The following is a 25,006-nucleotide window of genomic DNA, read 5'->3' on the forward strand; positions in this document are numbered from 1 at the left end:
GGGAATAGGTGCCATGGGTGAAGTCTCTATACTTGATAGACGGTCGGATGATTCATATCATATTTTTTCTGCCGACGGGTTACTAGAATTTTTAGTTGGGGCAAATGTCAATATTGACATTTATTTACAAGACAAAAAAAGCAAACACTAAAAAATACTTCAGCCAGAAAGGGATATAAACTATGGCGTTTAAAACTTTAAAAAGTTTATTAAAAAAACTATTTATTTTTGATGAGTTTATGAGGATGTACTTAATAATGTTCTCTATATTATACGTCATAGGGATATTCAAATTTATCTATCTCATAAACAGTATTATAGGATTCGTTCAATACGTGGGGTTAATGATTGGGCTGCTCATAGTTATTGTACTTGGTCTTCACTTCTTTCAATTTCTATGTAGGTTGGTTGGCATGGACAAAATCTATACTAATATGAAGCAGATTATAATGAATAGAAATAAGAAAAACTAATCATTAAAGATGCTTGAAGAGAGTACTACTCTATTAAGGTATGATTTATTGGGGTATGTAAATAGTTTTGTGTAAATGGTTTTTCCCTGGTAATTGAGGGCATACTATAAACGGCTCTTACATTTCATGAGGATAGGGCTCTGCTGGGGAGCAACCTGAGCGCCTGAAGTGGTTCTGCCAGGGGGGATTTCCCCCTTTTTTCTTCCTCCTTGGGAGAACAAAAGCGTAAAACCCCGGGGAGTTGGGGGCAGAGCCCCCAAGCATCCTTATTGCAGTTTATTAGATAAGCGATCACCAAAATATATTACTAATTGTGACATACATCTACCCCAGTCTCTGATTGGCATTGTCCATTTTTTGCTTATTTCCTGGGTTGCAAGATAAATTATCTTGCGCAAAGCATCATCCGTAGGATAAGCCGTTTTGGTTTTACATATTTTACGCAATTGTCTGTGGTAGCCCTCAACAATGTTTATTGTATATATGAGCCGGCGGATTTCTTCAGGGTATCTAAAATATGCCGTAAGCTCAAGCCAGTTTCTTTCCCAGGATTTTATGACTAATGGATATTTACTTCCCCATTTTTCCTTGAATTTTTCAAAATTCAGCTCTGCTTCTTCAAGAGTTAATGCTTTATAGATTGTTTTAAGATCTGTTACCAAGGCTTTACTATCTTGTAAGAAACATATTTTAAGGAATTTCTAATTTGATGGATTACACATAATTGTATTTCTGTCTGTGGAAATACAGCCGCAATAGCCTCAGAAAAGCCGGATAAATTATCCTTTGCGATAATTAAAATATCTTGTACACCGCGGTTTTTAAGATCGTTCAAAACTCCCAACCAAAAACTAGCACTTTCATTTTCACCGATCCATATCCCGAGTACAACTTTAAAACCATTTAGGTTAATTCCTAAAACTGTATATGCAGCTTTATTAATAATACGTCCATCCTGACGTACTTTGAAATGGATGACATCAAGAAATATGATTGGATAAACTGGCTCAAGAGGTCTGGATTGTCATTCCGTTATTTGAGGTAATATTTTATCCGTTATTTTGCTGATTAATGCAGGGGAAACTTTTATACCATAAATTTCTTTTAAATTGTCCTCAATATCACGATTGGATATTCATTTTGCGTACTTGGTATTATTAACCATTTACACAAAACCCTAAACATTCTCATTTATTGCTTAAGCTTACCAACAAGTGCGCCGATAGGCGCTTTTTTTAGTGCGCCCGGCATGGGCGTTGTCTATAGGGTGGAAGTCCCGAACGGCGAAGGTAGCAGTAGCCGTAGCGACAATTAAATAACGCCCTGAACAATGCCTACTGGCAAAGTCAGGGTTTGAAGAGTTTAACTGAACGTTATCATCGCATTCGTCAAGCTTGGTGAACCGCCGTATACCGAACGGTACGTACGGTGGTGTGAGAGGACGGGGGTTAATCACCCCCTTCTACTCGATTGTTTTGCGAGCTGGCTCCCTAATTTTGACACATACTCCTAATCTCAAGTTTTCATACCTGTTCAGAGTTCTGGCAGCATCTGTTTGATTTTCCTTATCACGAAGAATAGCTATTTCCCGTCTTTTTCACCAAGAAGTTTCTTTAGCTGCTCATTTTCCTTAGCAAGCTGCTTGTAATCAGGATAAATTTCATTAATAGTTGAATGACCCACTGACACAGATTGATGTTTGCCTTGTTTGTATTCTCTTGGCCAGCGGCTGACCATATTAGGATTCAGCTCATGCCTTCTTGCTACTATGGCATTATTTCCTGTTTCCAGCGCATCCTTAATGACTAATATCGCCTCCTAACATTTTTTAAACTATTAGTCGCAGTGTCCAAATTAGTTAGGGAGATAAAAAGGCAACCAGAAAAAATCCCGATTTACAAACTGGAAAAATAGTGCTAATATATAGTTAGCTGTATTATGTGTATTAATACGGATAGTGGGCCTGAGAAAGGAAGGGAATAAGGATGCTTCAACTGGATTTCAGGAGCAGGATGCCGGTTTATGAACAGCTTACGGAAAAAATCAAAGAGCTCATCGTCCATAACGTCCTGAAGAGCGATGAGCAGCTCCCTTCAGTCAGGGAACTGGCCCTTGAGCTTACTGTCAATCCCAACACCATTCAAAAAGCTTACCGGGAACTGGAACGCCAGGGTTATATCTATTCCATCCCGGGGAAAGGGAGTTTTGTTACGCCCAAAGAGAAAATTGACAACAGCCGGCGTCGAGAAGAACTTATGGAACAACTGAAAAAGGTAATTGCCGAATTGTTGTACCTGGGGGTTCCCGTCGAGGAAATCCGGGAGACTGTTGAAAAAACCAGAAAAGGGGGAAAGGGTACATGATTGAAGTAAGACAGCTGGTCAAGAAGTTTGGCAAACTTGAGGTGCTCAAAGGCCTGGACCTGAATGTGCACAAAGGGTCGATCTACGGGCTGGTGGGAGCCAATGGAGCCGGAAAGACTACCTTGCTCAAGCTAATTGCTGGTATTTACCGGCCGGACCAAGGAAGCATCCTGGTGGAGGGACAGCAGGTCTTCGAAAACAACCGGGTAAAGGAGAACATAATCTTTATCCCCGATGATCTCTTTTATTTTAGCCAGTATTCGATCAGGGAGACAGCGGATTTTTTCCGACAGGTTTATCCGACCTGGGATGAAGACAGGTTTACTGAACTGACGGAGGTTTTTGGCATTGATGTTAAACGCCGGGTAACCAGGCTGTCCAAAGGGATGAAGCGGCAGGTCGCTTTCTGGCTGGCTCTCTCCGTAAAGCCCCGGGTGCTTATCCTGGATGAGCCTCTAGATGGGCTGGACCCCATGATCCGCAGCAGGGTCAAAAAATTGCTGCTGGCCGATGTAGCTGAGCGTGAAATGAGCATACTCATTTCCTCCCATAACCTGCGGGAACTGGAGGATATCTGCGACTATATGGGGATTCTTCACGACGGCAGAATAATCATAGAGAGTGAGCTAGACACCTTAAAACGAGGGATTAGTAAGGTTCAGATCGCTTTTTCGGAAGGGATACCGGAAGAATTGCTAAAGGCAGAAAACATTTTGTACCACGAAAAGAGAGGTAGTGTTCACCTGTTGATTATGCGGGGAGATGAGCAGGCCATTAAAACCCAGGTGCAAGCTTTTAATCCCCTGCTGCTGGATGTGTTGCCGTTAACTTTTGAAGAAATCTTCGTATACGAGATGGGAGGGGTTGGCTATGACATCCGGAATATCCTCTAGTAAATGGGTTGTGTTTAAAAGCGCGGTGAAGAGGTTCAAATGGCTGGGCATCCTCTATGCCGTAGCGCTGTTTCTGGAATTGCCTCTGGTTTTATGGATGGCGCTCAGTAAACAAAAAGCCATCCAGGGAAATCTCTGGGCCGAGGTCGCCAGTAAAAGTCTCCAGCCCCATATCTTGTTCCACCCTGTTGCGCACCTTACCAGCATAGCCGTGGCGGTGATTTTCGGATTAATACTTTTCTATTACCTGCAAAATGACTGGGCCAGCACCTTTTTCCATAGCCTGCCCATTAAACGGTGGTCCCTTTACTGGCAAAACCTCCTGGCTGGGTTGACCCTGATCTGGCTGCCGATCCTGATTAACGGGCTGTTGCTATACGGAGTTATGGCTGTTTTTGGAGTGACGGAAGTCCAGTGGCCCAAGCAATATGCATATGACCCTGCAATGGAGATGGTTAATGCCAATCTGACCAATGCAGTTCCCGTCGGTAAGCTTGTTGCTTTCTGGTTGTTCCTGAATTTATTGATGACCGGATTGTTCTATATATTTACCGTGTTTGTCGGCATGCTCACCGGCAATGTGCTGCTCCAGGGAGCATTAACCTTTATTGGCCTGATATTGCCTTTAGGACTGTATTTACTGATAAAATTCAACCTGTGGAAGCTGTTATACGGTTTTCCGAGAGACATTGATGAAAGCACCGTGCTGTGGCTGTCCCCTCTGGTCAGATACCTGGATTATCAGAGTTACCAGCTCCTGTTTAAATCACAGGCAGGATATATATGGTATGGGGTAGCTGCTGTGTTGTTCTGTCTGATTAGCCTTTTCCTTTACAGGAAAAGGCATGTGGAGGCTGCCGGGGAAACCCTGGCTGCCGGGTGGATACGCCGGGTATTCATATACGGAGTGGCGACCTGCGCGACTCTGACCGGTGGCCTGTACTTTAGCACACTCAATGAAAGCAGCACCGGAGCATTATACCTGGGATATTTTATCGGCGGGGTGCTGGGTTATAGCATCGCCGACATGATCGCCTATAAGTCCTTTCACTTTTATAGGAGATGGAAGGGGATGGTGGTTTTCGGCGCTGTCTTCATCGTGCTTCTCGCTTCAGTCAAACTGGACTTGTATGGCTATCAAAAATATGTCCCGGAACAGGATGAGGTAAAAGAAGTGTTCTTTAACGGCCTGAACAGGGATAGCGTACCGGCTGTCGAAAGTCTGAAAGGGCAGGACAACATCAGGCGGGTGCGTGAACTCCACCGGCAGATCATCAAGCTGGAAAAGGAGAACCGGAACCTGGAGAAATCTTTAAACAGGCCGATACCCGACGGTGCTTTCAGACCCGAAGAGCCCAGAAGGGTTATGACAGCTGATATAACTTATGTTCTGGACAGCGGCCGCAAGGTTAAGCGGACATACATGATTGACATGGACCGCTACCGTGAGTTTCTCTACCCCATATTCAATTCTGAGGAAACAAAGAGAAGTATCTACGGGCGCCTGTTCAAAACCGATGTGAAAAAGATAGACGAGCTAAATATAAGCAACTATCATCTGGGTAAAAGTGTCCGCATCTATAAACGGGCGGAAATAGACGAAGCTCTGGCGGCCCTGAAAAAGGATGTGTTAAATGTCTCTTATGAAGCAGCCGTGGAAAACAAGCGGCCAACCCTGGCGATGTTTGAATTTATCGCAAAGACGAGCTGGGAGAGTAAGTACGTTTACTATACTTTGAATTATTATGAGGACTTCAAAAACTTTACAGCTTTTCTGGAGAAACACGGTTATATGGAAGAACTGTTCCTGAACCCGGAGGATGTGTCCGAAATAATTGTGAAAAAAGCTGGTTCCGCTGAGACCGTGGCAGTGAAGGATAAGCAGAAGATAAAGGTACTCTTGAACTGGTGCAACCTGGAGGATGAGCGGGCCTACCTCATGAGGCAGCAGCAGCCGGTCAACAAAGGGATGGTTGAATATTACGGCAAAATAGTAACGAAAAAGGGCAGCCCCATCTTTGTTGTGTTTGATAGCAGCCCTTATGCTCAGCAGTTGATTTTTAAAATGATGCAAGAGAAGTAGAGGAACTGGGACAAATTAGTTTTCTTAGGCGATCTTTCTTATCGTCGGTAACATTCCGCGAAGGGAAGATCGTCTTTTTTTATGGGCTGCATTTAGGAACCAGGTTTTCATTAACCAGGCGCAAAAAAGCCTGGACCGGAGCGGAGATTTTAGTGTCCTTGTGCCGCAGTAGCTTGATTTCCCGGCGAATGGTGAGTTCGGGTATTTTGATCACCTGCAAACTGCCGGCACAGACTTCTTGATCAATTACAAAGCGGGATAAGAGGGAAATACCCAGGTTGGCAGCTACAGCCTGTTTAATCGCCTCCAGGCTGCCGAATTGCATGGCGACTTTGATTTTTTTGCCCAGCAGTTGCAAACGTTGTTCCAGGGCAATCCGCGTACTGGAACCCGGCTCCCGTAAAATAAAGGGTTCGGCCAGTACTTGTTCCAGGGTAACTGTAGTTTCCCTGGCCAGGGGATGGTCTATAGCTGTAACTATTACCAGTTCGTCATAGGTGATGGTTTTAGCTTTGATTTGGGGATGAGCAATGACTTCGCCGCCACAGAAGGCGATTTCCAGCTCATGTTGCAGCAGTTTTTGCTCGATTTCCTGGGAGTTGCTAATTTCCAGCACTACTTCTATACCTGGATAGAGCTTGCGGTACTGGCCGAGAATCCGGGGCAGCACATAAATGCCGGGGGTGGTACTGGCTCCTACTAGCAAGCGGCCTTTGCCCAGGCCTTTCAAGTCCTTGAGGGCATTTTCAGCCTCTTCCAGCTGGTTGAAAATTTTACTGGTGTAATGAAATAGAGTTCGACCAGCCTCTGTCAAATAGACCTTACGGCCGAGTTTTTGGAATAATTCCAGGCCCAGTTCCTGTTCCAGATTTTTTATTTGCACAGAGATGGTAGGTTGACTGATCAGCAATTCTTCCGCTGCTTTAGTAAACCCCTGGTGTTTGGCTACGGTATGAAAAACTTTAAGATAATTTAAATTCATGCTCTCACTCCTGACGCATGACAAACAGTCATTGATATTATCAATTGATAACATTGAAAAGATATATTTTTATTATAGATGATTTTACTTTAAAATGAAAGTAAGCAAAAGATGGGGAGATGAGAACATGAAAGAAAAAATCAAACAGATACTGGCGAAGCGAGCCAAAATACAGTGGTTTCTGGCCCTTGGTTTCATCGCCTTGAATGGAGTATTGTTTTTCGTAACACCCAGGGCAGCCTATATTCCTTTTTTTGTCTTACCATTGATGATCATTAGTGTTTTTTTCTGGTCCCGGGCCTTTTGCGGCTGGGCCTGTCCACGGGCGGCTTTTCTGGAAAGAATTTTGAGCAAGGTGAGTTTAAATAAACCGGTACCGAAGTGGATGAACTATTACTGGGTCAGTGCCCTTGTCTTTATTGTCCTGATTTCCAGGGTAACCTATGTTGGCTTTACCAGGGGCTTGCTGGCTGCCGGTTTTCTGCTCTGCCTAGTTCCTACCATTGGTGCTTTGGTAGTCGGCTGGTATAGTCCTAAATCCTGGTGTGCTATTTGTCCCACCGGTACTTTGCTGAAAACCCTTGATCGCTTGCAAATTGCCCGGTTTAAAATCGCAAAGGAGGGCAAATGTACCAGTTGTGGTGCGTGTGACCGGGTTTGCCCTATGGGAGTTGAACCTTCAAAAGTACCATTGAACAGTGGCATTGAGCAGATGAACTGTACCCAGTGTGCCATCTGTACAGCCAGTTGCCCGTACAACAGCTTGCATTTACCGGAAAGGCTGAACAATCATATTAAACAGGGGGTAGCGGTAAGATGAAAGTGGGAATTATTCGTTGCCAGCAAACGGAAGATATGTGTCCCGGGACCACCGACTTCGCAGTGGCCAGAGAAAACAAAGGAGTTTTTAGTACCTGTAATGAACCCGTCGAAGTGATTGGTTTTGTCAGCTGTGGGGGTTGTCCGGGGAAAAAGAGTGTTACCAGGGCGGAAATGCTGGTTAAACGGGGGGCCGAGGCTATTGTACTGGCATCCTGTATTACCAGAGGTAATCCCATTGGCTTTGCCTGTCCGCACCAAGAGACAATGATAGCGGCGATTAAAAAAAGACTTGGGGATCAGATGAAGCTCATGGATTGGACTCACTGACAGATAGCTGAGGGGAAAATTTCCCCCGGCTTTTTTTATGATAAATATGATAAAATAATAAAGAGAGGGGTGACTGGTGATCAAGATTACTTTAGAAAAGGCATTACAAGAGTACAAACGGCTTAATTACGCTCGGGATGAATATCGAATCTTACATAAATATTTTTTACAGCAGGAAATAGCAATGGATGTTGACCTTAAGGCGAATCTGGAGAAGTTGCTGATCAAATGCGCTGATGGGATTGGCAGTTATACACGGGATAAGGGCAAGCTTACCAGAATCTTAAATCATTTTTTTAATTTTGTCAGTCAAAAGTATCAGCTTGACATCGAGCCGGAAGATTATTTTCCTGTCTTTAAAACCCTGGAGAAAAGCGAGCGCATGGTCGCTTTACTGAAATATTTACAGGAAAAACCCAGGACCAGAAAGGAAATCGCTGAACACTTTCATATAACAGAGAGAGCGTTAAGGGATAATTTGCAGGAACTACAATCAGGCTTTACTTTTCTAGGTTATACGATGAAAATAAAAGTGGACCCCCGAACGAACACGTATGATTCCACTATACACCCTGTTTTCTTACCTCTGAATCTCAGCGAGGTTTATGCACTTACAGTCGGTCTGAAGCTGATGGGCCGGGATTCGGTATTCGGTGATATTTTTTACTATATCGCTGACAGTATTTTTCAGCAGTTATCATCCTATGCCAGGCAACGGATAGCCGGGAAAGCAAATGAAGTAGGCATCTCTTTCAATGAGATCCCGGCACTGGTTTACAGAGCCGAAGATGAAATTATCGCTTCCGGTCGGGATCAGCTGCTGGCCTATTTTCTCAAATCCGGTGCTCCCTGCAAGATTGAGTATAATACCGAGGCAGGTATCCAGACTATTACCGGTAAAGTAAATTATGTAAAATCAGGCAGAAATTATTTGACCCATCGAATCATTGTTCAAAACGAAAAGAAGCAGGTAGAAATAGACTATGATCAAATTCTTAGCATCCAGTTTACCCGCTCTGAAAATTGAAGCTGAGCTTCCTTAACTACCAGGAGCCGCAATGTTAAAATGAAGAAAAAAACAAGGAGGTAAGGCTGATGTTAGTTAAGGAACTCAAAAAACTTGCAGAAAAAATCCGGCAGGGACAATGGCCCGAACTGGCCAAGGGGGAGTATTTGTGGCAGGGGGCGGATGTGATTATCGCTCCTAAGCTGACTGCCAGTCTGAAGGAGTGGGCTGGCGATGACTGCCTGGTGCTGGACTGGTCGGGTTTGCACAGGAAAAACCGGGTACTGGTCATTTCTGAACATGCACGGGAAATCAGCGCTCTTTTTTACACTCTCCGCGATTTGTTCAGAGATTATATCGACTTCTGCAACAAATATTATTTCTATGGACAGCTCGCCATTAAGGCCCGGGCTGCCATTGCTGCCGGTGCGGATTTGCAGACCATCTTACTGGCAATTGTCGCAGAAGGGCAAAAACTGGCCATTCTACTGGCAGGACGATTGTACTTTGCCTACGGCTCCAATATGGATGAGGCGCAAATGGCTCAACGCTGCAAGGGTGCTATCCTTATCGGCAAGGCTCGACTGGAAAAATATAAATTTTTAATCAACTCAAGAGGTGTGGCCAGTATTATCCCGGACGAAAACAGCTTTGTAGAGGGGGTTGTCTGGAGCCTGACGGAACAGCATGAGCAGGAGCTGGACAGGTACGAAGGAGTAGCGAAAAACTATTATTATAAACAGGAAATTCCGGTAAGTATAGAGGATATAGAGGCGCATGCCCTCGTCTATATTGCTGCCGATCAAACCCCGGGTCAGCCTCGTCCCGGCTACCTGGAAAAAATCCTGACAGCGGCGGAGAAATTCCAGTTCTGCCCTGAGTATAGAAAGGAACTGGCAAGCTGGCGCAGTATATAGAAAACATTTTATCTATTGACAATCGCAAGTTGTCTATTATAAAATATACTATACCCTGTAAATCAGGTTGGAGGGACCCGCAATGGCAGACAAGCAACAGGAAAAGGTAGTGGCAGAAAACCGTCAGGCCCGCTTTGAATACGAAATCCTGGAGGTCTATGAGGCCGGTCTGGAGCTCAAAGGCACAGAAGTCAAAAGCCTGCGAGCTGGCAAGGCCAACCTCAGGGACAGCTTTTGCCTGATAAAAAATGGTGAAGCCTGGGTCCACAACCTGCATATCTCTCCGTATGAACAGGGTAACCGTTTCAATCATGATCCTACCCGGGTGCGGAAATTGCTCCTGCACAAGCATGAAATCATGAAACTGTTTGGGGCTATTTCCCAGAAGGGGCTGACTATCGTCCCCCTGAAAATCTATTTTACCCGGGGGAAAGCGAAAATGGCCATCGCCCTGGCCCGCGGCAAAAAGCTGTGGGACAAACGCCAGGACATGGCCGAACGGGATGCCAAACGGGAAATTGAACGGGCTTTCCGCGACCGGCAACGTCAATAAGGGGGCGTACTGGTTTCGACGGGGGCTGAATGAGCGTCAGTAGCGAGCCGGGGTTCCATCTGCCCGTTAAGACGGTGGGAAAACAACGAATGCCAACGAAAATTACGCTTTAGCTGCTTAATTTCAGCTAACCTCCAACCCTCTGGGCTCCGGGTGAGGGCTTGGGGGTCACATTGACGGAGCTGGCCTGGCCCCAATTCTCGGAGGGGCGAGGCGAGATTTATCGAGATAGCTGCTGAAAAGCCTGTCGGTGGGCGTTTCAGCGGTGAAAGCTAAAACACCTGACTGCGCTCGGAGAAGCTGGCGTGGGTTCGCCTTCGGACAGGGGTTCGACTCCCCTCGCCTCCACCATTGAAAACCCTAACAGTAAGTTTTACGTCTAAGCCGTTATCTTTAGAGTGTAAAACTACTACTGAATCAACATATTCCTGCAATACCTGCTTTTTATCTTCATCGTTATCGGAGAAAAGCAGGTATTTTTTATTTTCCAGTACTTAATAATTATTGCCTCATCAAAATGATGGTGGATAGCAAGATGGGCGCAGCAGCATAAAACAGCGGGTACGCGGTTCGTTATTGCTCATCCAAACCCTTACGGGTTTCGCATACCCGCAAACCGTTATATGAAAGACTATGCCTTTTAAATATTCTGCGTTTGAGAGAAGTGTTTTTTTCAGTTAAAAATTCCCCCATTAGTTTAAAAAAAGATATTAATATTTATACTTTTCTTGAACCCATCGTTTGGTTTCTTTTAATCTTTTTCTAACAGCCTGAGAAGGTATTCTTCATAACTTAATTCGACTAATGCTGCCTCTTCTTCAAAATATTCTTTATTTCAGTTGTTTTTTAGTTGTGTAGCATATTTTTGTATTATATATATATTTTTGTAGATGAGAGTAGGATGATGATTAAATGTGGTATAATAATTCTGAGGTGAGATTTATGAATACAGCTAAGAGTATTTTATTAAAATTAATTGATGAAATTCCAGAAAGTCAAATACGAGAAGTTATTGATTTTATTTTATTTTTAAAAAATAAGCAGGATAATCAGGTATTCAAGGATTTATTGTCTGCCAGTGAGAGCAGTATAGATTTTTGGAACAATGATATTGATGATGAGGTATGGAACAATGTATAGGCAGGGCGATATCTTATTAATTCCTATTCCTTTTAGTGATTTGACTTCCAACAAAAAACGCCCTGTCCTTGTTTTATCTAATGATAATTATAACAGCAGAACAGAAGATATAGTGGTTGCGGCTATTACATCAAACCTTACAGCAAAGGATTATATTGTAATGCTTACCAGTAGCGACCTTGATGAGGGAACCTTGAAGGTGGATTCCTGTATAAGGGTGGATAAAATTTATACATTATCTCAAAGTATTGTTATAAGTAAGTTTGGTCAGCATGTTTGCACAGCAGAAAATTAGCTGTTATGCTCTTTAGTATAAAGAGAAGTGGGATTTGAGAAAAATATAGTGAGGTGACAAAAAATGAAGACTATGAAGGCCTTTGTTATGAAGCGCATTGGTGAGGTTGGATGGCTTGAAAAACCCGTGCCTCCCGATCCAGGTCCAAACGATGCTATTATTAAGCCAACTGCGGGTTTGGTTTGTACCTCAGATGTCCATACTGTGGAAGGTGCAATCGGCGAGAGGGAGAATCTTACCCTCGGGCACGAAGTTGTAGGTGTTGTTTACAAGGTGGGTAGCGAAGTAAAGGGCGTAAAAGAGGGGGATCGGGTTGCTGTTGGTGCGATAACACCCTGTTTTAAATGTGAAAACTGCTTGCGAGGTTTTCCTTCTCAGTGTACAGACATGTTAGGTGGGTGGAAATATGCCAACGTTAAGGACGGCACCTTTGCGGAATACGTCCATGTAAACGATGCCGATGCTAATTTAGCTATCATTCCTGAGTCTGTCAGTGATGAAGCGGCAGTCTACACAGTAGATATGATGTCAACTGGTTTCATGGCAGCTGAAAATGCCGATATTCCATTAGGTGGTACTGTAGCAATTTTTGGACAGGGACCTGTGGGACTGATGGCAACGGCAGGGGCACGATTGCTTGGTGCAGGTCTAATTATTGTTGTGGAGGCTGTCCCCAAACGTCAGGAACTTGCTAAATATTTTGGAGCTGATATTATCGTCGATTTCACTAAAGTAGACCCGGTGGAGGAAATTTTAAGGCTGACAGACGGAAAGGGAGTTGATTCTGCGATAGATGCAGTTGGGTCGCAAATTATTTTTGAGTCCTGCGTAAAAGCTACTCGACCCGGTGGTACCATTTCCAATGCGGGTTACCACTCAAAGGGCGATTATGTTATGATTCCCCGGTTAGCCTGGGGTGTAGGGATGAGCGATAAAACTATTAAAACAGGATTGTGCCCGGGTGGAAGGATACGCCTGAGCCGCTTACTCAGGCTAATTGAGACAGGAAAAATCGACCCAACGCCTTTAACTACTCATAAATTCTCGTTTGGTGAATTAGAAAAGGCCTTCCATCTGATGAAAACAAAAGAAGATGGAGTGATTAAACCGCTTATCATTTATTAATCAATTAAGGGGCATGTCCAGAAGTAGATAAGAACTTTTGGACAAATGCCCCTTTTTATATTTTTATCTTAAAAAAGATAGCATTACTGCGATTAGAGCCGCTGGTGTTCAGTTCTTTTGATAATCTCATTCTGCAAAGCTTCACTGAGGTCACAAAAATAGTCACTATAACCGGCCACCCGCACAATCAGATCCCGGTAGCGTTCCGGCTGGCGCTGCGCTTCTCGCAACGTGGCGGCACTGACCACGTTAAACTGAATGTGATGCCCTTTGAGACGGAAATAGGCGCGAATCAGGGCCATCAGCTTATGAATACCTTCTTCTGTTTGCAACAGGCCAGGGGTGAATTTCTGGTTCAAGAGAGTACCACCGGTGCGAAAATGGTCCATTTTGGCGGCAGACTTGATCACAGCCGTGGGCCCAAAGCGGTCAGCCCCCTGCACAGGTGAAATCCCCTCGGATTGGGGTTCCCCTGCCCGCCGTCCATCGGGGGTAGCGCCGGTGACTGCCCCGAAGTAGACATGACAGGTAGTGGGCAGGAGATTGATGTGATAGGTTGCCCCCCGGACCGATTTGCGTCCTTCGATAGCCTGGTAGTAGGCTTCAAATACTTCCTGCATTATAGAATCAGCAAAATCATCATCATTGCCGTATTTGGGAGTTTTGTTCTGCAAGAGCTGGAGCAAATCCTCCTGCCCCCGGAAATTTTGGCGGAGGGCGGTGAGCAATTGTTCCATCGTAATGGTACCATCGAGAAAAACATGTTTTTTAATAGCTGCCAGGCTGTCGGTAAGGGTAGCTATGCCTACTCCCTGGATATAGTTAGTATTATAGCGGGCTCCCCCGGCATTATAGTCTCTGGCATTGGCGATGCAATCATCTATTATAATGGACAGAAAGGGAGCGGGCATGTATTCACCATAGAGTTTTTCGATGATCTGATTTCCTCGTAATTTTATCTCCAGGAAATGCTGGAGCTGTTGTTTATAAGCCTGGAACAGTTCTACATAGCTGGTAAAGGTAGTGGGGTCGCCGGTTTTCGGCCCCAGCTGTTTGCCGGTGCGAGGATCGAGACCGTTGTTGAGGGTGATTTCCAGTACCTTAACCAGGTTAAAGTAGCCCGTAAGCCAGTAGGCTTCTTTACCGAAAGCTCCGGCTTCCACACAGCCGCTGGTACCACCGCAGCGGGCATCTACCAGAGATTTGCCCTGGCGTACCAGCTCAGCGACGACGGCATCGGCATTAAAGACCGAGGGCTGGCCCCAGCCTTTGGCGATGATCTGACAGGCCCGTTTCAGGAAGTCATCGGGGTTTTTCTGGCTGAGCTGGATATTGGAGCTGGGCTGCAGCAGGCGCATTTCATCGATGACATCCAGGATAAGGTAAGTAACCTCATTGACTCCATCTTCGCCCTCAGCAGTCAAGCCGCCGCAATTGATATTGGCAAAATCGGTGTAGGTGGCACTTTCCTGCAGGGTAATACCTACTTTAGGGGGAGCAGGCTGGTTATTGAATTTGACCCAGAAGCATTGCAGCAGTTCCTTGGCTTGTTCCGGAGTCAGGGTGCCTGCTGCTATTTCTTTTTGATAAAAAGGATAGAGATGCTGGTCCAGTCGCCCGGGATTAAAGGCATCCCAGATATTGAGTTCGGTGATGACACCGAGATGGACAAACCAGTAGGCTTGCAGGGCTTCCCAGAAGGTGGAGGGAGCTTGAGCCGGGACTTTGCGGCAGATGGCAGCGATTTGTTCCAGCTCCTGGCGGCGCCGGGGGTTGGGTTCACTGGTTGCCAGCTGCAGGGCTTTTTCTGCATGGCGTTCGGCGTAGCGGATAATAGCGCGGGCGCAAATGGCCATTGCCCTCAGTTCCTCCTGTTTCCGATAGGCTTCGGGGTCATGGAGGTAATCAATCTGTTGTAATTGCTGTTCAATCTCCCGCAGAAAATCAAGAAAGCCTTTGCGGAAGACTTTGTCATCCCCGGCGGTATGGCCGGGAGCCCGTTGCTCCATGAATTCTGTAAATATCCCGGCTTGATAGCAATCAAGCCATTCCTGGCTCATCCGGGCAAAAATGCGGTCCCGCATGGAGCGGCCCTGCCAGTAGGGGATGATTTTTTCCGCTTGAATACGTTTTTCTTTGTCACTGACCCGGAAGAAGATTTTTTCCCGGCTGTCAATGATGGTGAAATCCTCCAGAGTATGACAGCAGAGCTCGGGGTAGGTGGGGGTGGCTTTGGGGGCCGGGCCCCGTTCGCCCACAATTAGTTCATCTTCGCCAATGTAGATGGTTTTGCGCTCCATCAGGGCCTGAAAAACCAGAGCCCGCAGGACCGGGATGGAAACCTTGCCGGAGTATTGCTGGTAAACCTCGGTTACGATTTCGGCCCGTTCAGTAGAAAGGGTAGGGATAGCTTCCAGGCTTTGCTGGCGGAGTTTGGCAACCCGTTCATTCACTGTAATCAACCTCCAATCTGTATCTGCTCACAGTAGGGTTTTAAGGCTTCTGCTATCGCCTGCATTTGTTCAGGGGAAGGTTCGGGAGTGCCTTCTAGTGGATAGGGTTGGCCCAGACGGCGGTATTTGTCCTGCGCCAGAGCGTGGTAGGGTAACAGATTTATCTGTTTCACCTGCCCCAGTTCCCGCAAATGACTCTGTAATAAAGTGATTTGTTCATCAGTATCAGTGATACCGGGAATGATGGGAAGGCGCAGGAAAAAGTTTTTTTTCTGTCGTACCAGCCATTTGAGATTGCTTAGAATAAGCTGGTTGGACACTCCCGTAAAATATCGATGTTTCTCCTCAGCCAGCAGTTTGAGATCATACAGAAAGAGGTCGGTGTAAGGGGCGATTGCTTCCAGACTGGCCAGAGGTGCGTAGCCACTGGTATCTACAGCAGTATGGAGGGCCTGTTTACGACAGGTTTGCAACAGGGCCAGAAGAAAGTCAGGTTGGGCCAGGGGTTCGCCGCCGGAAAAAGTCACTCCTCCCCCGGATTCCTCATAGAAAACCCGGTCCTGGTTAATGGTGTCCATGACTTCGGATACAGTAACCCGGCGTCCTACCATCTCCCGGGCCAGGGTCGGGCAAGCAGTAGCGCAATGACCACAGTGCTGGCAAAGAGAGCGTTTCCTGGTAGCCTGGTGGGGGCAGGCGAATTGGCAACGCCCACAACCAATACAGCGCCGGGTAGCAAGCAACAGCCGGGGGTGAAAACTCTGGCTTTCAGGATTATGACACCACTGGCAACGCAGGGGACAGCCGAGGAAAAAGACGGTAGTCCGGATGCCGGGGCCATCCTGCAGGGAAAATTTCTGGATATTAAAAATCAGGCCGGATTTCATCTTATCACCTCAAATGGATATATAAGCAAAAAAGATGCCGACTGCAGACCGGGCTAAAAACAAGCCCCCGTACCAAAAATGGTACAGAGGCTGTCCCAACTATGGGATTACGTCTCGTCTTTGGGACGCAGGCCGTATTTTTTCAGTTTATTGTGCAGGGTTTGTTTAGGAAGGCCCAGTAATTGGGCGGCTCTGGTTAGCTGGTAATCTGCCTGCTGCAAAGCTGATTGCAGCAAACGGATTTCCAGGTCTTGCAGGGCTTGTTTCAAGGGTAAGGGCGGTTGAGTCCAATGAGGCTGGTTTTTGGGTCCGAACAAGCCGGGATGTTCCCGGGGTAAATCGGCTAGAGTAAGCAGGGGACCATCGGCCAGGTTGATTGCGCTTTCAATAACATGCTCCAGTTCCCGTACATTTCCGGGCCAGTTATGCTGCCAGAACAGCTCCAGGACTTCTGATGCTAGGCCCGTGATCTTTTTTCTTAATTTTTGCCGGTATTTTTGCAGAAAATGCTGGGCAAGTAAAGGAATATCTTCTTGCCGTTCCCGCAGAGGAGGTAAATGAAAGAAAATCACATTCAAGCGGTAATAGAGGTCCTGGCGCAGCCGTTTTTCCTCTAATAACTTGAGGGGATGTTCATTGCTGGCGGCAATTACGCGCACATTAACGGTACGGGTCCTGGTGTCACCGAGACGCCGGACTACGCCATCCTGGAGTACCCGCAGGAGCTTGGCCTGTAGCTCTCGATCTAGAGAGTTGATCTCATCCAGAAAGAGGGTACCGCCATCGGCCAGTTCAAAGAGACCGGGACGGTCTTTGGCCCCGGTAAAACTGCCGGCACAAGTGCCAAAGAGCAGGGATTCCAGCAGTGAGGGTGGCAGAGCAGCGCAATTCTGAGCAATAAAGGCATGGCGCTGCCGTTCTGGACAGGCGTTATGGATAGCCTGCACCAACAATTCCTTGCCAGTCCCGGTTTCACCGTATATGAGAATTGGCGAGGGACTGCAGGCCACCTTGCGGGCCCGGTGGAGGATATCCTGCAGAATCGGGTTCCTGGTAATAATATCGGCAAAAGTGTAGCGGGTACCATTACCCCGAGCAGGGTCAGTTTTTTTGTGACTTGCCAGTTGTTTTTGCAGGGCTAGAATTTTTTCCGATAGCTGGACTACCTGGGTCAGATCTTTAAAGATTTCCACCGCTCCCACCAGTTGGCCGTTTTCAAACATAGGGATGGTAGAAGTGACAGTGGCTACCTGCTTGCCCTGGTAGTTGGTATAATGCTGGACATGGTTGAGCAAAGGCTGACGCTGGCGCAGGACATAGTAAAAGGTACTGGTTTCCTCGGTGAGGCCTGGAAAGACGTCCAGAATATTTTTCCCAATAGCTGCTGCCGGGTCTATTCCACCGATATTGGTGGCAGGTTCGTTATAAAAAATGATATTGGCTTTAGTATCAGTAACAATGATTCCTTCATCCAGATTAGCCAGGATTATATCCAATAGATGTTTGTAATCCACCCCTATATCCCCCTTTGCTGGCTGTATGGGTGAACAAATTCTCCATAGCCGGGGGAAAGTCCTTTTTTGTTAGGTTAAACTACCAATTAAGGGGATGAGATTATACTATCACCACTGCTGCTATAATATCCCGTTGTTTAAAGTTATAACCCCTGTGTAAAAAGAAGAGAGGCCATGTGGCCTCTTTTCAGTCATCATGTTCTCCGTCATTCTGTTCTCCATCATTTATACCATCATGGTCATTGTCTTCATCACCATCGAGAACACCATCATGGTCAGTGTCAGGATTTTTAGGATCTTCTTTTAATACAAATTCTCTACCATTGCTGATTTTGTCCCCATCATCATCTTCATCAAAGTCCATAATACCATCATCATCAGAGTCACTATCGATGGGGTTGGAGCCTATGCTAAACTCCTGGGAATTAGAGAGTCTGTCCTTATCAAAATCCTCGTCACCGTCTTTCATACCATCCCCGTCTGAATCAGCTTTCAGCGGGCTGGTATGGATCACAAATTCCTGATAGTTGTTAAGGTTGTCTCGGTCCAGGTCTTCGTTTCCATCTTTAATACCATCTCTGTCACTGTCAGGGTTTAGAGGGTTGGTGTGAACAAGGTATTCCTGAAGGTTCGTCAGTTTGTCATGGTCCAGGTCTTCATTACCATCCTTGATGCCATCCTGGTCGGTATCGGCTTTTACCGGATTCAAGCCCAGGTAAAATTCCTGTTTAACAGTAAGGCCGTCCCGGTCCGGGTCAGTGTTGGCCAAATTTCGATAAATGCTGAGATGATAGCGCAATTCCCAGCTGTCAGGTATACCATTATGGTTTTTGTCTTTGCTTACTTTGGCATTGGCCGGGTTTGGGCTGCTACCAAGAAGGACTAAAGTAGCGAGAGCGATTGGAGCCATGGTAAAAAAGACTTTCCGTTTGTTCATAAAGAACCCCTCCTTAATTTAAAATCTTATCCCGAGCAAGCAGTTAAATTAAGGAGCTCGCCCGGCAGCTGGCTGGCATGGCTTTGCAGCATTAGCCCCTATAGCTTTGTGTCGCCGCCTTTCGACGGTTTTACTCTTTTCGGTTATCATATTATACGTTTTCAAAAAGTATTTTAGGGGGGATTTCTGGGAATTAAAAAAATTTTCCCCAGGCGAGAGAGTGCCATTTTGGAGAAATGTTATGCCCCTTGTTTAAAAATGAACAATTGTGCTACACTAAAAGAAATCTCATAAAGCAGGAGGTTAAATCATTGAAAGTAGCGGCAGCAGTGGCAAAAACCTATGATTATATTGAAGTGGAAGCGGGAGTCCAGGAGGTTCTAAACCAGTTTGGTGGCATGGAAACTTTGATTAAGCCGGGGGAGAGGGTGCTCATCAAACCCAATATGCTGGAAGGACTGCCTCCGGAGCGAGCAGTAACCACCCATCCGGAAGTAGTAAGAGCGGTAATTCGTCAGGTAAAGAGGGCCGGCGGCATACCTTTAGTCGGAGATAGTCCTGGAATTGGCAGTGGCATGAAGGCGGCGGAAAAAAACGGCATAGCCGGGGTATGCCGGGAAGAAGGAGCGGAATTGCTGGCATTTGCCGAATCAGCGGAGTATTCCTTTCCTGAGGGAAAAGTAATCCGCAAGTTCCATTTGACCGGTGAACTGCAACAGGTGGATAAAGTTATCTCTCTGGCCAAAATGAAGACCCATTCCTTTATGGGCATCACCGGGGCCGTCAAGAATTTGTTTGGCTGCATAGTGGGTCCAGGCAAAGCTCAGTTTCACCTGCGCCTGAAGCGACGGGACGATTTTGCTGCTATGCTGGTTGACCTGGCCCTGCTGGTTAAGCCGGTTTTTTTCCTGGTAGACGGAATTGTTGGGATGGAAGGCAATGGCCCCCGTAATGGTTCGCCTATTCAAGCGGGAGTGATTTTGGGCGGCACTAATGGCTTTGCTGTTGACCTGGTCATGGGTCAGATGATGGGTTTCAACAGTGAGGAATTGCCGGTATCACGGCTGGCCCTGGCCCGGGGGCTGGTACCGGGGTTGAAGAGGATTGAAGTGGTAGGCAGTGGCCGGGAGTTACGCTGGAATTTTCAGCCCCCCTATAACCTGGAGTCTCTGGATGGGCGGGTCCCGCCTTTTCTGGTCCGCTTTTTCCAGAACCAGTTCACCTATCGGCCGGTTATGAATGAAAAGTGTACCGGTTGCAGCCGTTGTGCCCAGCATTGTCCACCGCAAGCCATAAAGATCGAAAATGGGAAAGCGATGGTAGACTATGAGCAATGTATTCGCTGCTATTGTTGCCAGGAACTCTGTCCCTTTGATGCTGTTATTCTGGAACAGGGATTATTGCTCAAACTGTTCGGTCGGAAAAAGTAACCATATGCCAGTGGCAGGCATATACTAAGACAAGAAGCTTAATCAGAGCAGAAGGGATTATTGGGTCAGCTACAGCTAGCGGTATTTATGGCCTGGCTAAAGCGGCTATCAAAGAACAAACAACCCCGTGAGTACCAGGGCTCACGGGGTTTATTTTATGATCTGCACACGCTTTTGTTTACGCAGCACCAGGCGCCAGTAGATGCCTTCCCAGCCGGTGAGGGAGTGGTCATTAACAATTTGTTTGGACATTAACTCAAAAGGGCTGCGCGCTACCAGTTGTTCTACTTCTGCTTCGGTAAGGCAGCAAAGCTCGGGCAGGCCACAGCCGGGGATATCGGTCCAGAGGGCGGTAAAAACGGCAATTCCACCGGGTTTAAGCACTCTCCAGGCCTCATCTAATACCTGCTGCCGGTTTTCCTCGATGCTTTCTGTAAAAACATGAAGGAGCCCAAAGCTGTAAATGGCATCAAAGGAGAATTCCCGGAAGGGCAGATTAAGGGCATCAGCCACCAGGCACTCGAACTCTGCTTTTAAAGCCAGCCTACCGATAGCTTCAGCATCAATGTCTACAGCTACCACTTGCAGGCCTTGTTCAAAAAAATACAAGCTATCCCGCCCATTGCCACAGCCCAGGTCCAGAACTGGGCCTTTGGTAGCATGGAAAAGGGGAAGAACCCAGCGGGCAGTCTGGCTGGGTGGAGTATTTTGCGCTTTTTCACTGGCAAGCAGAGTATGAAAATCAAAGGCCATGGGCTGGTTGCCTCCTGTAATTAGACATATCCTTATACAATTTACCAGTTTTATGCTAGATAATCAACAGGAAATTTCACGAAAAAACAAAATATGTGTCTGTATTTTATGCAGGGCAAAAAACTTGCATTTTTGCCTAAAATCAGGTATTATAAGGAATGTGTTAGCACTCTATTTAATTGAGTGCTAATAGTACATAAAGAGGAGGTTTCTCAGTGATGATTAAGCCGCTTGGAGACAGAATTGTCATTAAGCCCTTGGCATCGGAAGAAGTAACTGCCAGTGGGATTGTGTTACCCGATACAGCCAAGGAAAAGCCCCAGGAAGGGGAAGTAGTAGCTGTCGGCAATGGCCGTCTGCTGGAAAATGGTGAGCGGATAGCCCCGGAAGTCAAAGTAGGTGACCGGGTGATCTACTCCAAATATGCCGGTACTGAAGTGAAATATGAAGGCGAGGAATATCTCATCCTGAATGAACGGGATATCCTGGCTGTAATCGAATAATAAGGGGGTTTAGCAAGTGGCGAAGCAGATTATTTTCGGTGAAGAAGCCCGGCGGGCTCTGGAACGGGGGGTAAATACCCTGGCTGAAGCTGTGCGGGTAACTCTGGGCCCCAAAGGCCGCAATGTGGTTCTGGAGAAAAAGTTCGGTTCCCCGCTGATTACCAATGACGGGGTTTCCATCGCCCGGGAAATCGAACTGCCCGATCCCTTTGAAAACATGGGTGCCCAGCTGGTCAAGGAAGTAGCGACCAAAACCAATGATGTAGCCGGTGATGGTACCACTACTGCGACTGTGCTGGCCCAGGCCATTATCCGCGAAGGTTTGAAAAACGTGGCTGCTGGTGCCAATCCCATGATCCTGAAAAAAGGGATTGAGAAGGCTGTAGCCGTTGCTGTTGAGGAAATCAAGAAAATGGCCCGTCCGGTAGAGAGCAAGGATGCTATCGCTCAGGTTGCTTCCATCTCTGCTGCTGATCCGGAAATCGGCAACCTGATCGCTGAAGCCATGGAAAAAGTGGGTAAGGACGGGGTAATCACCGTTGAGGAATCCAAAGGTATCGGTACCACCCTGGATGTTGTGGAAGGGATGAATTTTGACAGGGGTTATATCTCCCCCTATATGGTAACTGATGCCGAGCGCATGGAAGCGGTGCTGAATGATCCCTTTATTCTGATCACTGATAAGAAAATCAGCTCCATTCAGGAAATTCTACCTGTTCTAGAACAAGTAGTGAAAACCGGTAAGCCTTTGTTGATCATCGCTGAAGATGTGGAAGGGGAAGCCCTGGCTACCCTGGTGGTTAACAAACTGCGGGGCACCTTCAACTGCGTAGCCGTCAAGGCTCCTGGTTTCGGCGACCGCCGCAAGGCTATGCTGGAAGATATCGCTATTTTGACCGGTGGCCAGGTTATCTCCGAAGAACTGGGCCGCAAGCTGGATGCAGCTAACCTGTCCATGCTGGGTCGGGCCCGTCAGGTCAAGGTAACCAAGGAAGAAACCGTGATTGTGGATGGGGCTGGCTCTGCTGAAGAAATTCAGAAGCGGGTGGCCCAGATCCGCAAACAGTGGGAAGATGCCACTTCCGAATATGACAAGGAAAAACTGCAGGAACGGCTGGCCAAACTAGCTGGTGGGGTAGCGGTAATCCAGGTTGGTGCTGCTACTGAAACCGAAATGAAAGAAAAGAAACTGCGCATCGAAGATGCTCTCAATGCTACCCGGGCTGCTGTGGAAGAAGGAATCGTCGCCGGTGGCGGTACCGCTCTGGTGGATGTAATTCCGGCTCTGACTGCCATTGAGGCTGAAGGCGATGAAGCTACCGGTGTGGCTATCGTCCGCAAGGCCCTGGAAGAGCCTCTGCGTCAGATTGCCAATAACGCCGGTCTGGAAGGCTCCGTAATAGTTGAAAAAGTCAAGAGCATTGATCCTGGTATTGGCTTCAATGCTTTGACCGGTGAATATGTAGATATGATCAGTGCCGGTATCGTGGACCCGGCCAAAGTTACCCGTTCTGCTCTGCAGAATGCTGCTTCCATCGCTGCTATGTTGCTCACCACTGAGTGCCTGGTAGCCGATGAGCCCAAAAAAGAAGAACCGGCCATGCCCGGTGGCGGCATGCCTCCCATGATGTAAGCCAAAAGAAGGCAGGGATAATTCCTGCCTTCTTTTTATGTGTCATCGTCGAGAAAGTTTTTGGCGAACTCAGCCTGGTCCAGCAATACCAGGGTCTGATATTCATTGACCAGCAGTTTAAGCAATTTTAAAAGCTTATCAATAATTTCTCCCGTTTTCACTGTACGCTCTACGGCTTCATCGATTTCGCTGCGATGGGAGAAGGCGTTGGCACTGAGCTGATTGGCGGCACTGGCCATAGATGAATAGGCGGAGGCAAGGGTACCGAGAAAGCTGATGGTTTCCGAGAGCCGCTGTTTGACATACTGTAGAGCAGTTTCGGTTTCCGGGGGAAGCAGATTGCGAAATTGCTGCTCTTCCTGGCTCATGCCGCCATTCCTCCTTTCACCCTCATTTTATGCATGGATGGGAAGAAAAAGAAATATATCTTATAGTAATGGAAGGAGGGATTGGTGTGGAATGTAGCAGATGGGAAGGTCAACTGCGGGAGGTGATGGTGCAGGCAGTCTGTGCCCGCGGTGAGAAAAATCATATTCTGGAGTTTCAGCTCAAGCCCCTGCATCCAGCCAGCAAAGTCCTGGGCTGCTGGGCGGCAGATCATAACTTTTCCGGTTCTATAATTGGCGATACTGTGATTATAAATGGTGATCTGGAGCTGACCGTCTGGTATGCCTATGAGCAAAACCAGAAAACGGAGCTGCTGAGGGAGAGGCTCAACTATCTCTGTGAGATCGAACTGGAGAATCTTACTGGTCGGCTGGAACAGGGGGAAGAATTGCATTTAACTGAGGAAAAAGAACCCCAGGTCAGCTCTTATTATCTGGAGGGAGAAGAGATCAAGGGTGCGGTGGAGATTGGTTTTACCGCTGAAATCATGGGATTGACCAAATTGCGGGTATTAGCTTATCCTGCCGAAGAAGATTAAGAAAAAAGAAGGAAAAAGAAAAAAACTGTCGAAAATACAATTAAGAGAAAGAGAGAAAGTGCAAGTTGTTACGAGGAGGGAATATGATGGACTGGCGCCGGATCGCGCTGGCTGTAACCGTTGGGTTGGGGCTTGTCCTTTTTTTATTTGGTTGTAGTGGGGACAAGCCAAAAAAGGTAACTGAACGACAACCGGCGGCTGTCAGCCAGGAACAATTGAGAGCTTTTGTTACCACTCTCTCCGGGGTAATAAACAAGGAAGCAGAAGGGTATCAGAAGCTGATTGACAGTATCAAGGCCCTGGGATATGGGAAAACAACACCGGCCCAAACCAAACAGGAAGCCGAAAAACTTCTGGCTTTGAACCAGCAGTTGAGGCAGGAACTGGATGGCCTGCAAACCACTACCCGGGAAATGGAGGAAGCGGAAGGCAATATCGCTACCTGTATTTATTTGCGCAATCAGGTAGTAGAGAAATTTGTTCAGCGCCTGGCCAAATCTCCTGCGCCCAAAACCAGTGAACTAAATGGGGTTTTAAAAGAGTTACGGGAGTCAGAAAGTTTTGCTGAAGCTGCCTCCGGCAAGCTGGCTGTTTTGAAGCAACAGGTAGGCATGGAATAAGGGTTTGCGAAAACCGGCTCAAGCTGGTTTTTTTTTCTTTCTTCATAGGCATAGACTTTTTTCACCGAATTAGGTTATATTTAAGGCAGGGAGGAATGAAAAATGGCCAAAAATACTCGCAAACAAACCTTATTATCTTTTGCCAAGTTATTTGGGGCTGCGTTACTGGGAGCTATCGGACTGGATCAGGTCAAAGAAGGGCTGGTATTACTGGCAGCGGTGCCGGGGACATCCTGGCCGGAAGCTCTGGTGCGTCTGGGCCTGGGCTCGGCAGCATTGCTGTTTGGGCTTTATGTGATATTGCGTTTTGTTTACCACTATGACAAGGCACGGGGACGGGTCAAAAACAAAATCAAGTTTCTGGAGTAGATG

At 46.8% G+C, this 25,006-nt stretch carries 25 protein-coding genes, 1 other RNA gene, 1 pseudogene and 1 riboswitch; of the genes and pseudogenes, 18 read left to right on the top strand and 9 right to left on the bottom strand.

Going from position 1 to position 25,006, the window contains the following annotated elements; translation table 11 throughout:
• Positions 1-739: 739 nt before the first annotated feature.
• Both JDF658_RS02095 and JDF658_RS02100 read right to left on the bottom strand, forming a co-directional pair.
• Positions 740-1,608 (bottom strand): annotated as a pseudogene (locus JDF658_RS02095) (IS256 family transposase); the annotation flags it as partial.
• 446 nt (positions 1,609-2,054) lie between these two features.
• The gene (locus JDF658_RS02100; RefSeq protein ID WP_079906329.1) at positions 2,055-2,285 is read right to left on the bottom strand and encodes a transposase; all 231 of its coding nucleotides are present in this window, start codon (positions 2,283-2,285) and stop codon (positions 2,055-2,057) included.
• Between the two features lie 173 nt (positions 2,286-2,458).
• Here JDF658_RS02100 and JDF658_RS02105 point away from each other — a divergent pair, with 173 nt between their 5' ends.
• Genes JDF658_RS02105 through JDF658_RS02115 form a run of 3 tightly spaced genes read left to right on the top strand, consistent with a single transcriptional unit; the run spans position 2,459 to position 5,812 of the window.
• Positions 2,459-2,836, top strand: coding sequence for a GntR family transcriptional regulator (locus JDF658_RS02105; protein WP_079906330.1), 378 nt, complete (start codon positions 2,459-2,461; stop codon positions 2,834-2,836).
• Positions 2,833-3,729 carry an ABC transporter ATP-binding protein gene (locus tag JDF658_RS02110; protein ID WP_079906331.1) on the top strand — a complete coding sequence of 299 codons (897 nt, stop codon included), beginning with the start codon at positions 2,833-2,835 and terminating at the stop codon, positions 3,727-3,729. Before JDF658_RS02105 ends, JDF658_RS02110 begins: the two co-directional genes overlap by 4 nt.
• Positions 3,707-5,812: a DUF6449 domain-containing protein gene (locus JDF658_RS02115; RefSeq protein WP_079906332.1), complete on the top strand. Its 2,106-nt coding sequence runs from the start codon at positions 3,707-3,709 to the stop codon at positions 5,810-5,812. The genes JDF658_RS02110 and JDF658_RS02115 overlap by 23 nt, the downstream gene beginning before the upstream one ends.
• Positions 5,813-5,891: 79 nt before the next feature.
• Here JDF658_RS02115 and JDF658_RS02120 read toward each other — a convergent pair whose 3' ends face one another.
• Entirely contained in the window at positions 5,892-6,794 is a 903-nt protein-coding gene (locus JDF658_RS02120; RefSeq protein ID WP_159446530.1) for a selenium metabolism-associated LysR family transcriptional regulator, read from the bottom strand.
• 127 nt (positions 6,795-6,921) lie between these two features.
• Here JDF658_RS02120 and JDF658_RS02125 point away from each other — a divergent pair, with 127 nt between their 5' ends.
• The 9 genes from JDF658_RS02125 to JDF658_RS02165 all read left to right on the top strand — a co-directional run bounded on the left by JDF658_RS02125 (position 6,922) and on the right by JDF658_RS02165 (position 12,979).
• On the top strand, positions 6,922-7,614 hold the full coding sequence (locus JDF658_RS02125) for a 4Fe-4S binding protein (RefSeq protein WP_159446531.1): 693 nt from the start codon (positions 6,922-6,924) through the stop codon (positions 7,612-7,614).
• Positions 7,611-7,943 carry a CGGC domain-containing protein gene (locus JDF658_RS02130; protein ID WP_079906335.1) on the top strand — a complete coding sequence of 111 codons (333 nt, stop codon included), beginning with the start codon at positions 7,611-7,613 and terminating at the stop codon, positions 7,941-7,943. Before JDF658_RS02125 ends, JDF658_RS02130 begins: the two co-directional genes overlap by 4 nt.
• A gap of 76 nt (positions 7,944-8,019) precedes the next feature.
• Positions 8,020-8,970, top strand: coding sequence for a hypothetical protein (locus JDF658_RS02135; RefSeq protein WP_079906336.1), 951 nt, complete (start codon positions 8,020-8,022; stop codon positions 8,968-8,970).
• A 68-nt stretch (positions 8,971-9,038) separates the two neighbouring features.
• Positions 9,039-9,866, top strand: coding sequence for a gamma-glutamylcyclotransferase family protein (locus JDF658_RS02140; protein ID WP_079906337.1), 828 nt, complete (start codon positions 9,039-9,041; stop codon positions 9,864-9,866).
• A gap of 82 nt (positions 9,867-9,948) precedes the next feature.
• Entirely contained in the window at positions 9,949-10,419 is a 471-nt protein-coding gene (gene smpB, locus JDF658_RS02145) for an SsrA-binding protein SmpB (RefSeq protein ID WP_078665881.1), read from the top strand.
• Positions 10,420-10,770: a transfer-messenger RNA gene (gene ssrA, locus JDF658_RS02150) on the top strand.
• 591 nt (positions 10,771-11,361) lie between these two features.
• Positions 11,362-11,559 (top strand): DUF2281 domain-containing protein, encoded by a 198-nt coding sequence (locus JDF658_RS02155; RefSeq protein ID WP_079906361.1) that lies wholly within the window; start codon positions 11,362-11,364, stop codon positions 11,557-11,559.
• Entirely contained in the window at positions 11,552-11,854 is a 303-nt protein-coding gene (locus JDF658_RS02160) for a type II toxin-antitoxin system PemK/MazF family toxin (protein WP_079906338.1), read from the top strand. The genes JDF658_RS02155 and JDF658_RS02160 overlap by 8 nt, the downstream gene beginning before the upstream one ends.
• Before the next feature lie 87 nt (positions 11,855-11,941).
• Positions 11,942-12,979 carry an NAD(P)-dependent alcohol dehydrogenase gene (locus tag JDF658_RS02165; RefSeq protein WP_375804185.1) on the top strand — a complete coding sequence of 346 codons (1,038 nt, stop codon included), beginning with the start codon at positions 11,942-11,944 and terminating at the stop codon, positions 12,977-12,979.
• A 92-nt stretch (positions 12,980-13,071) separates the two neighbouring features.
• Here the strand turns inward: JDF658_RS02165 and hypD are convergent, their stop codons facing one another.
• From hypD to JDF658_RS02185, 4 genes are all read right to left on the bottom strand, one after another.
• The gene (hypD, locus tag JDF658_RS02170; protein ID WP_079906339.1) at positions 13,072-15,432 is read right to left on the bottom strand and encodes a trans-4-hydroxy-L-proline dehydratase; all 2,361 of its coding nucleotides are present in this window, start codon (positions 15,430-15,432) and stop codon (positions 13,072-13,074) included.
• 5 nt (positions 15,433-15,437) lie between these two features.
• Positions 15,438-16,319 carry a glycyl-radical enzyme activating protein gene (locus JDF658_RS02175; RefSeq protein ID WP_079906340.1) on the bottom strand — a complete coding sequence of 294 codons (882 nt, stop codon included), beginning with the start codon at positions 16,317-16,319 and terminating at the stop codon, positions 15,438-15,440.
• Between the two features lie 107 nt (positions 16,320-16,426).
• Positions 16,427-17,833, bottom strand: coding sequence for a sigma-54-dependent Fis family transcriptional regulator (locus JDF658_RS02180; protein WP_242946595.1), 1,407 nt, complete (start codon positions 17,831-17,833; stop codon positions 16,427-16,429).
• A gap of 187 nt (positions 17,834-18,020) precedes the next feature.
• The gene (locus JDF658_RS02185) at positions 18,021-18,770 is read right to left on the bottom strand and encodes a hypothetical protein (RefSeq protein WP_079906342.1); all 750 of its coding nucleotides are present in this window, start codon (positions 18,768-18,770) and stop codon (positions 18,021-18,023) included.
• Between the two features lie 60 nt (positions 18,771-18,830).
• Positions 18,831-18,915, bottom strand: a riboswitch (cyclic di-GMP riboswitch).
• A gap of 166 nt (positions 18,916-19,081) precedes the next feature.
• Here JDF658_RS02185 and JDF658_RS02190 point away from each other — a divergent pair.
• Positions 19,082-20,200: a DUF362 domain-containing protein gene (locus JDF658_RS02190; protein WP_079906343.1), complete on the top strand. Its 1,119-nt coding sequence runs from the start codon at positions 19,082-19,084 to the stop codon at positions 20,198-20,200.
• A 150-nt stretch (positions 20,201-20,350) separates the two neighbouring features.
• Here the strand turns inward: JDF658_RS02190 and JDF658_RS02195 are convergent, their stop codons facing one another.
• Positions 20,351-20,953, bottom strand: a complete 603-nt coding sequence (locus JDF658_RS02195; RefSeq protein ID WP_078665887.1) for a class I SAM-dependent methyltransferase — start codon at positions 20,951-20,953, stop codon at positions 20,351-20,353.
• 218 nt (positions 20,954-21,171) lie between these two features.
• Here JDF658_RS02195 and groES point away from each other — a divergent pair, with 218 nt between their 5' ends.
• Together groES and groL are read left to right on the top strand one after the other, a co-directional pair.
• On the top strand, positions 21,172-21,456 hold the full coding sequence (gene groES, locus JDF658_RS02200) for a co-chaperone GroES (RefSeq protein WP_079906344.1): 285 nt from the start codon (positions 21,172-21,174) through the stop codon (positions 21,454-21,456).
• Positions 21,457-21,472: 16 nt separating this feature from the next.
• Positions 21,473-23,089: a chaperonin GroEL gene (gene groL, locus JDF658_RS02205; RefSeq protein WP_079906345.1), complete on the top strand. Its 1,617-nt coding sequence runs from the start codon at positions 21,473-21,475 to the stop codon at positions 23,087-23,089.
• A 35-nt stretch (positions 23,090-23,124) separates the two neighbouring features.
• Here the strand turns inward: groL and JDF658_RS02210 are convergent, their stop codons facing one another.
• Positions 23,125-23,457: a hypothetical protein gene (locus JDF658_RS02210; RefSeq protein WP_078665890.1), complete on the bottom strand. Its 333-nt coding sequence runs from the start codon at positions 23,455-23,457 to the stop codon at positions 23,125-23,127.
• An 86-nt stretch (positions 23,458-23,543) separates the two neighbouring features.
• Between JDF658_RS02210 and cotE the strand changes: the two genes are divergently transcribed.
• From cotE to JDF658_RS02225, 3 genes are all read left to right on the top strand, one after another.
• Complete coding sequence (gene cotE / locus JDF658_RS02215; RefSeq protein WP_159446532.1) at positions 23,544-24,014, top strand: outer spore coat protein CotE; 471 nt, start codon at positions 23,544-23,546, stop codon at positions 24,012-24,014.
• An 86-nt stretch (positions 24,015-24,100) separates the two neighbouring features.
• Positions 24,101-24,634, top strand: a complete 534-nt coding sequence (locus tag JDF658_RS02220) for a hypothetical protein (RefSeq protein WP_079906347.1) — start codon at positions 24,101-24,103, stop codon at positions 24,632-24,634.
• 102 nt (positions 24,635-24,736) lie between these two features.
• Positions 24,737-25,003 (top strand): DUF2627 family protein, encoded by a 267-nt coding sequence (locus tag JDF658_RS02225; protein WP_079906348.1) that lies wholly within the window; start codon positions 24,737-24,739, stop codon positions 25,001-25,003.
• Positions 25,004-25,006: the final 3 nt, after the last annotated feature.

It is taken from the genome of Carboxydocella sp. JDF658, from assembly GCF_002049395.1.
Lineage (GTDB): Bacteria > Bacillota.

Coding starts and splice junctions, on each gene's coding strand:
- JDF658_RS02105 (WP_079906330.1), top strand. CDS start 2,459: ATGCTTCAACTGGATTTCAGGAGCAGGATGCCGGTTTATGAACAGCTT.
- JDF658_RS02110 (WP_079906331.1), top strand. CDS start 2,833: ATGATTGAAGTAAGACAGCTGGTCAAGAAGTTTGGCAAACTTGAGGTG.
- JDF658_RS02115 (WP_079906332.1), top strand. CDS start 3,707: ATGACATCCGGAATATCCTCTAGTAAATGGGTTGTGTTTAAAAGCGCG.
- JDF658_RS02120 (WP_159446530.1), bottom strand. CDS start 6,794: ATGAATTTAAATTATCTTAAAGTTTTTCATACCGTAGCCAAACACCAG.
- JDF658_RS02125 (WP_159446531.1), top strand. CDS start 6,922: ATGAAAGAAAAAATCAAACAGATACTGGCGAAGCGAGCCAAAATACAG.
- JDF658_RS02130 (WP_079906335.1), top strand. CDS start 7,611: ATGAAAGTGGGAATTATTCGTTGCCAGCAAACGGAAGATATGTGTCCC.
- JDF658_RS02140 (WP_079906337.1), top strand. CDS start 9,039: ATGTTAGTTAAGGAACTCAAAAAACTTGCAGAAAAAATCCGGCAGGGA.
- smpB (WP_078665881.1), top strand. CDS start 9,949: ATGGCAGACAAGCAACAGGAAAAGGTAGTGGCAGAAAACCGTCAGGCC.
- JDF658_RS02155 (WP_079906361.1), top strand. CDS start 11,362: ATGAATACAGCTAAGAGTATTTTATTAAAATTAATTGATGAAATTCCA.
- JDF658_RS02160 (WP_079906338.1), top strand. CDS start 11,552: ATGTATAGGCAGGGCGATATCTTATTAATTCCTATTCCTTTTAGTGAT.
- JDF658_RS02165 (WP_375804185.1), top strand. CDS start 11,942: ATGAAGCGCATTGGTGAGGTTGGATGGCTTGAAAAACCCGTGCCTCCC.
- JDF658_RS02175 (WP_079906340.1), bottom strand. CDS start 16,319: ATGAAATCCGGCCTGATTTTTAATATCCAGAAATTTTCCCTGCAGGAT.
- JDF658_RS02185 (WP_079906342.1), bottom strand. CDS start 18,770: ATGAACAAACGGAAAGTCTTTTTTACCATGGCTCCAATCGCTCTCGCT.
- JDF658_RS02195 (WP_078665887.1), bottom strand. CDS start 20,953: ATGGCCTTTGATTTTCATACTCTGCTTGCCAGTGAAAAAGCGCAAAAT.
- groES (WP_079906344.1), top strand. CDS start 21,172: ATGATTAAGCCGCTTGGAGACAGAATTGTCATTAAGCCCTTGGCATCG.
- JDF658_RS02210 (WP_078665890.1), bottom strand. CDS start 23,457: ATGAGCCAGGAAGAGCAGCAATTTCGCAATCTGCTTCCCCCGGAAACC.
- JDF658_RS02220 (WP_079906347.1), top strand. CDS start 24,101: ATGGACTGGCGCCGGATCGCGCTGGCTGTAACCGTTGGGTTGGGGCTT.
- JDF658_RS02225 (WP_079906348.1), top strand. CDS start 24,737: ATGGCCAAAAATACTCGCAAACAAACCTTATTATCTTTTGCCAAGTTA.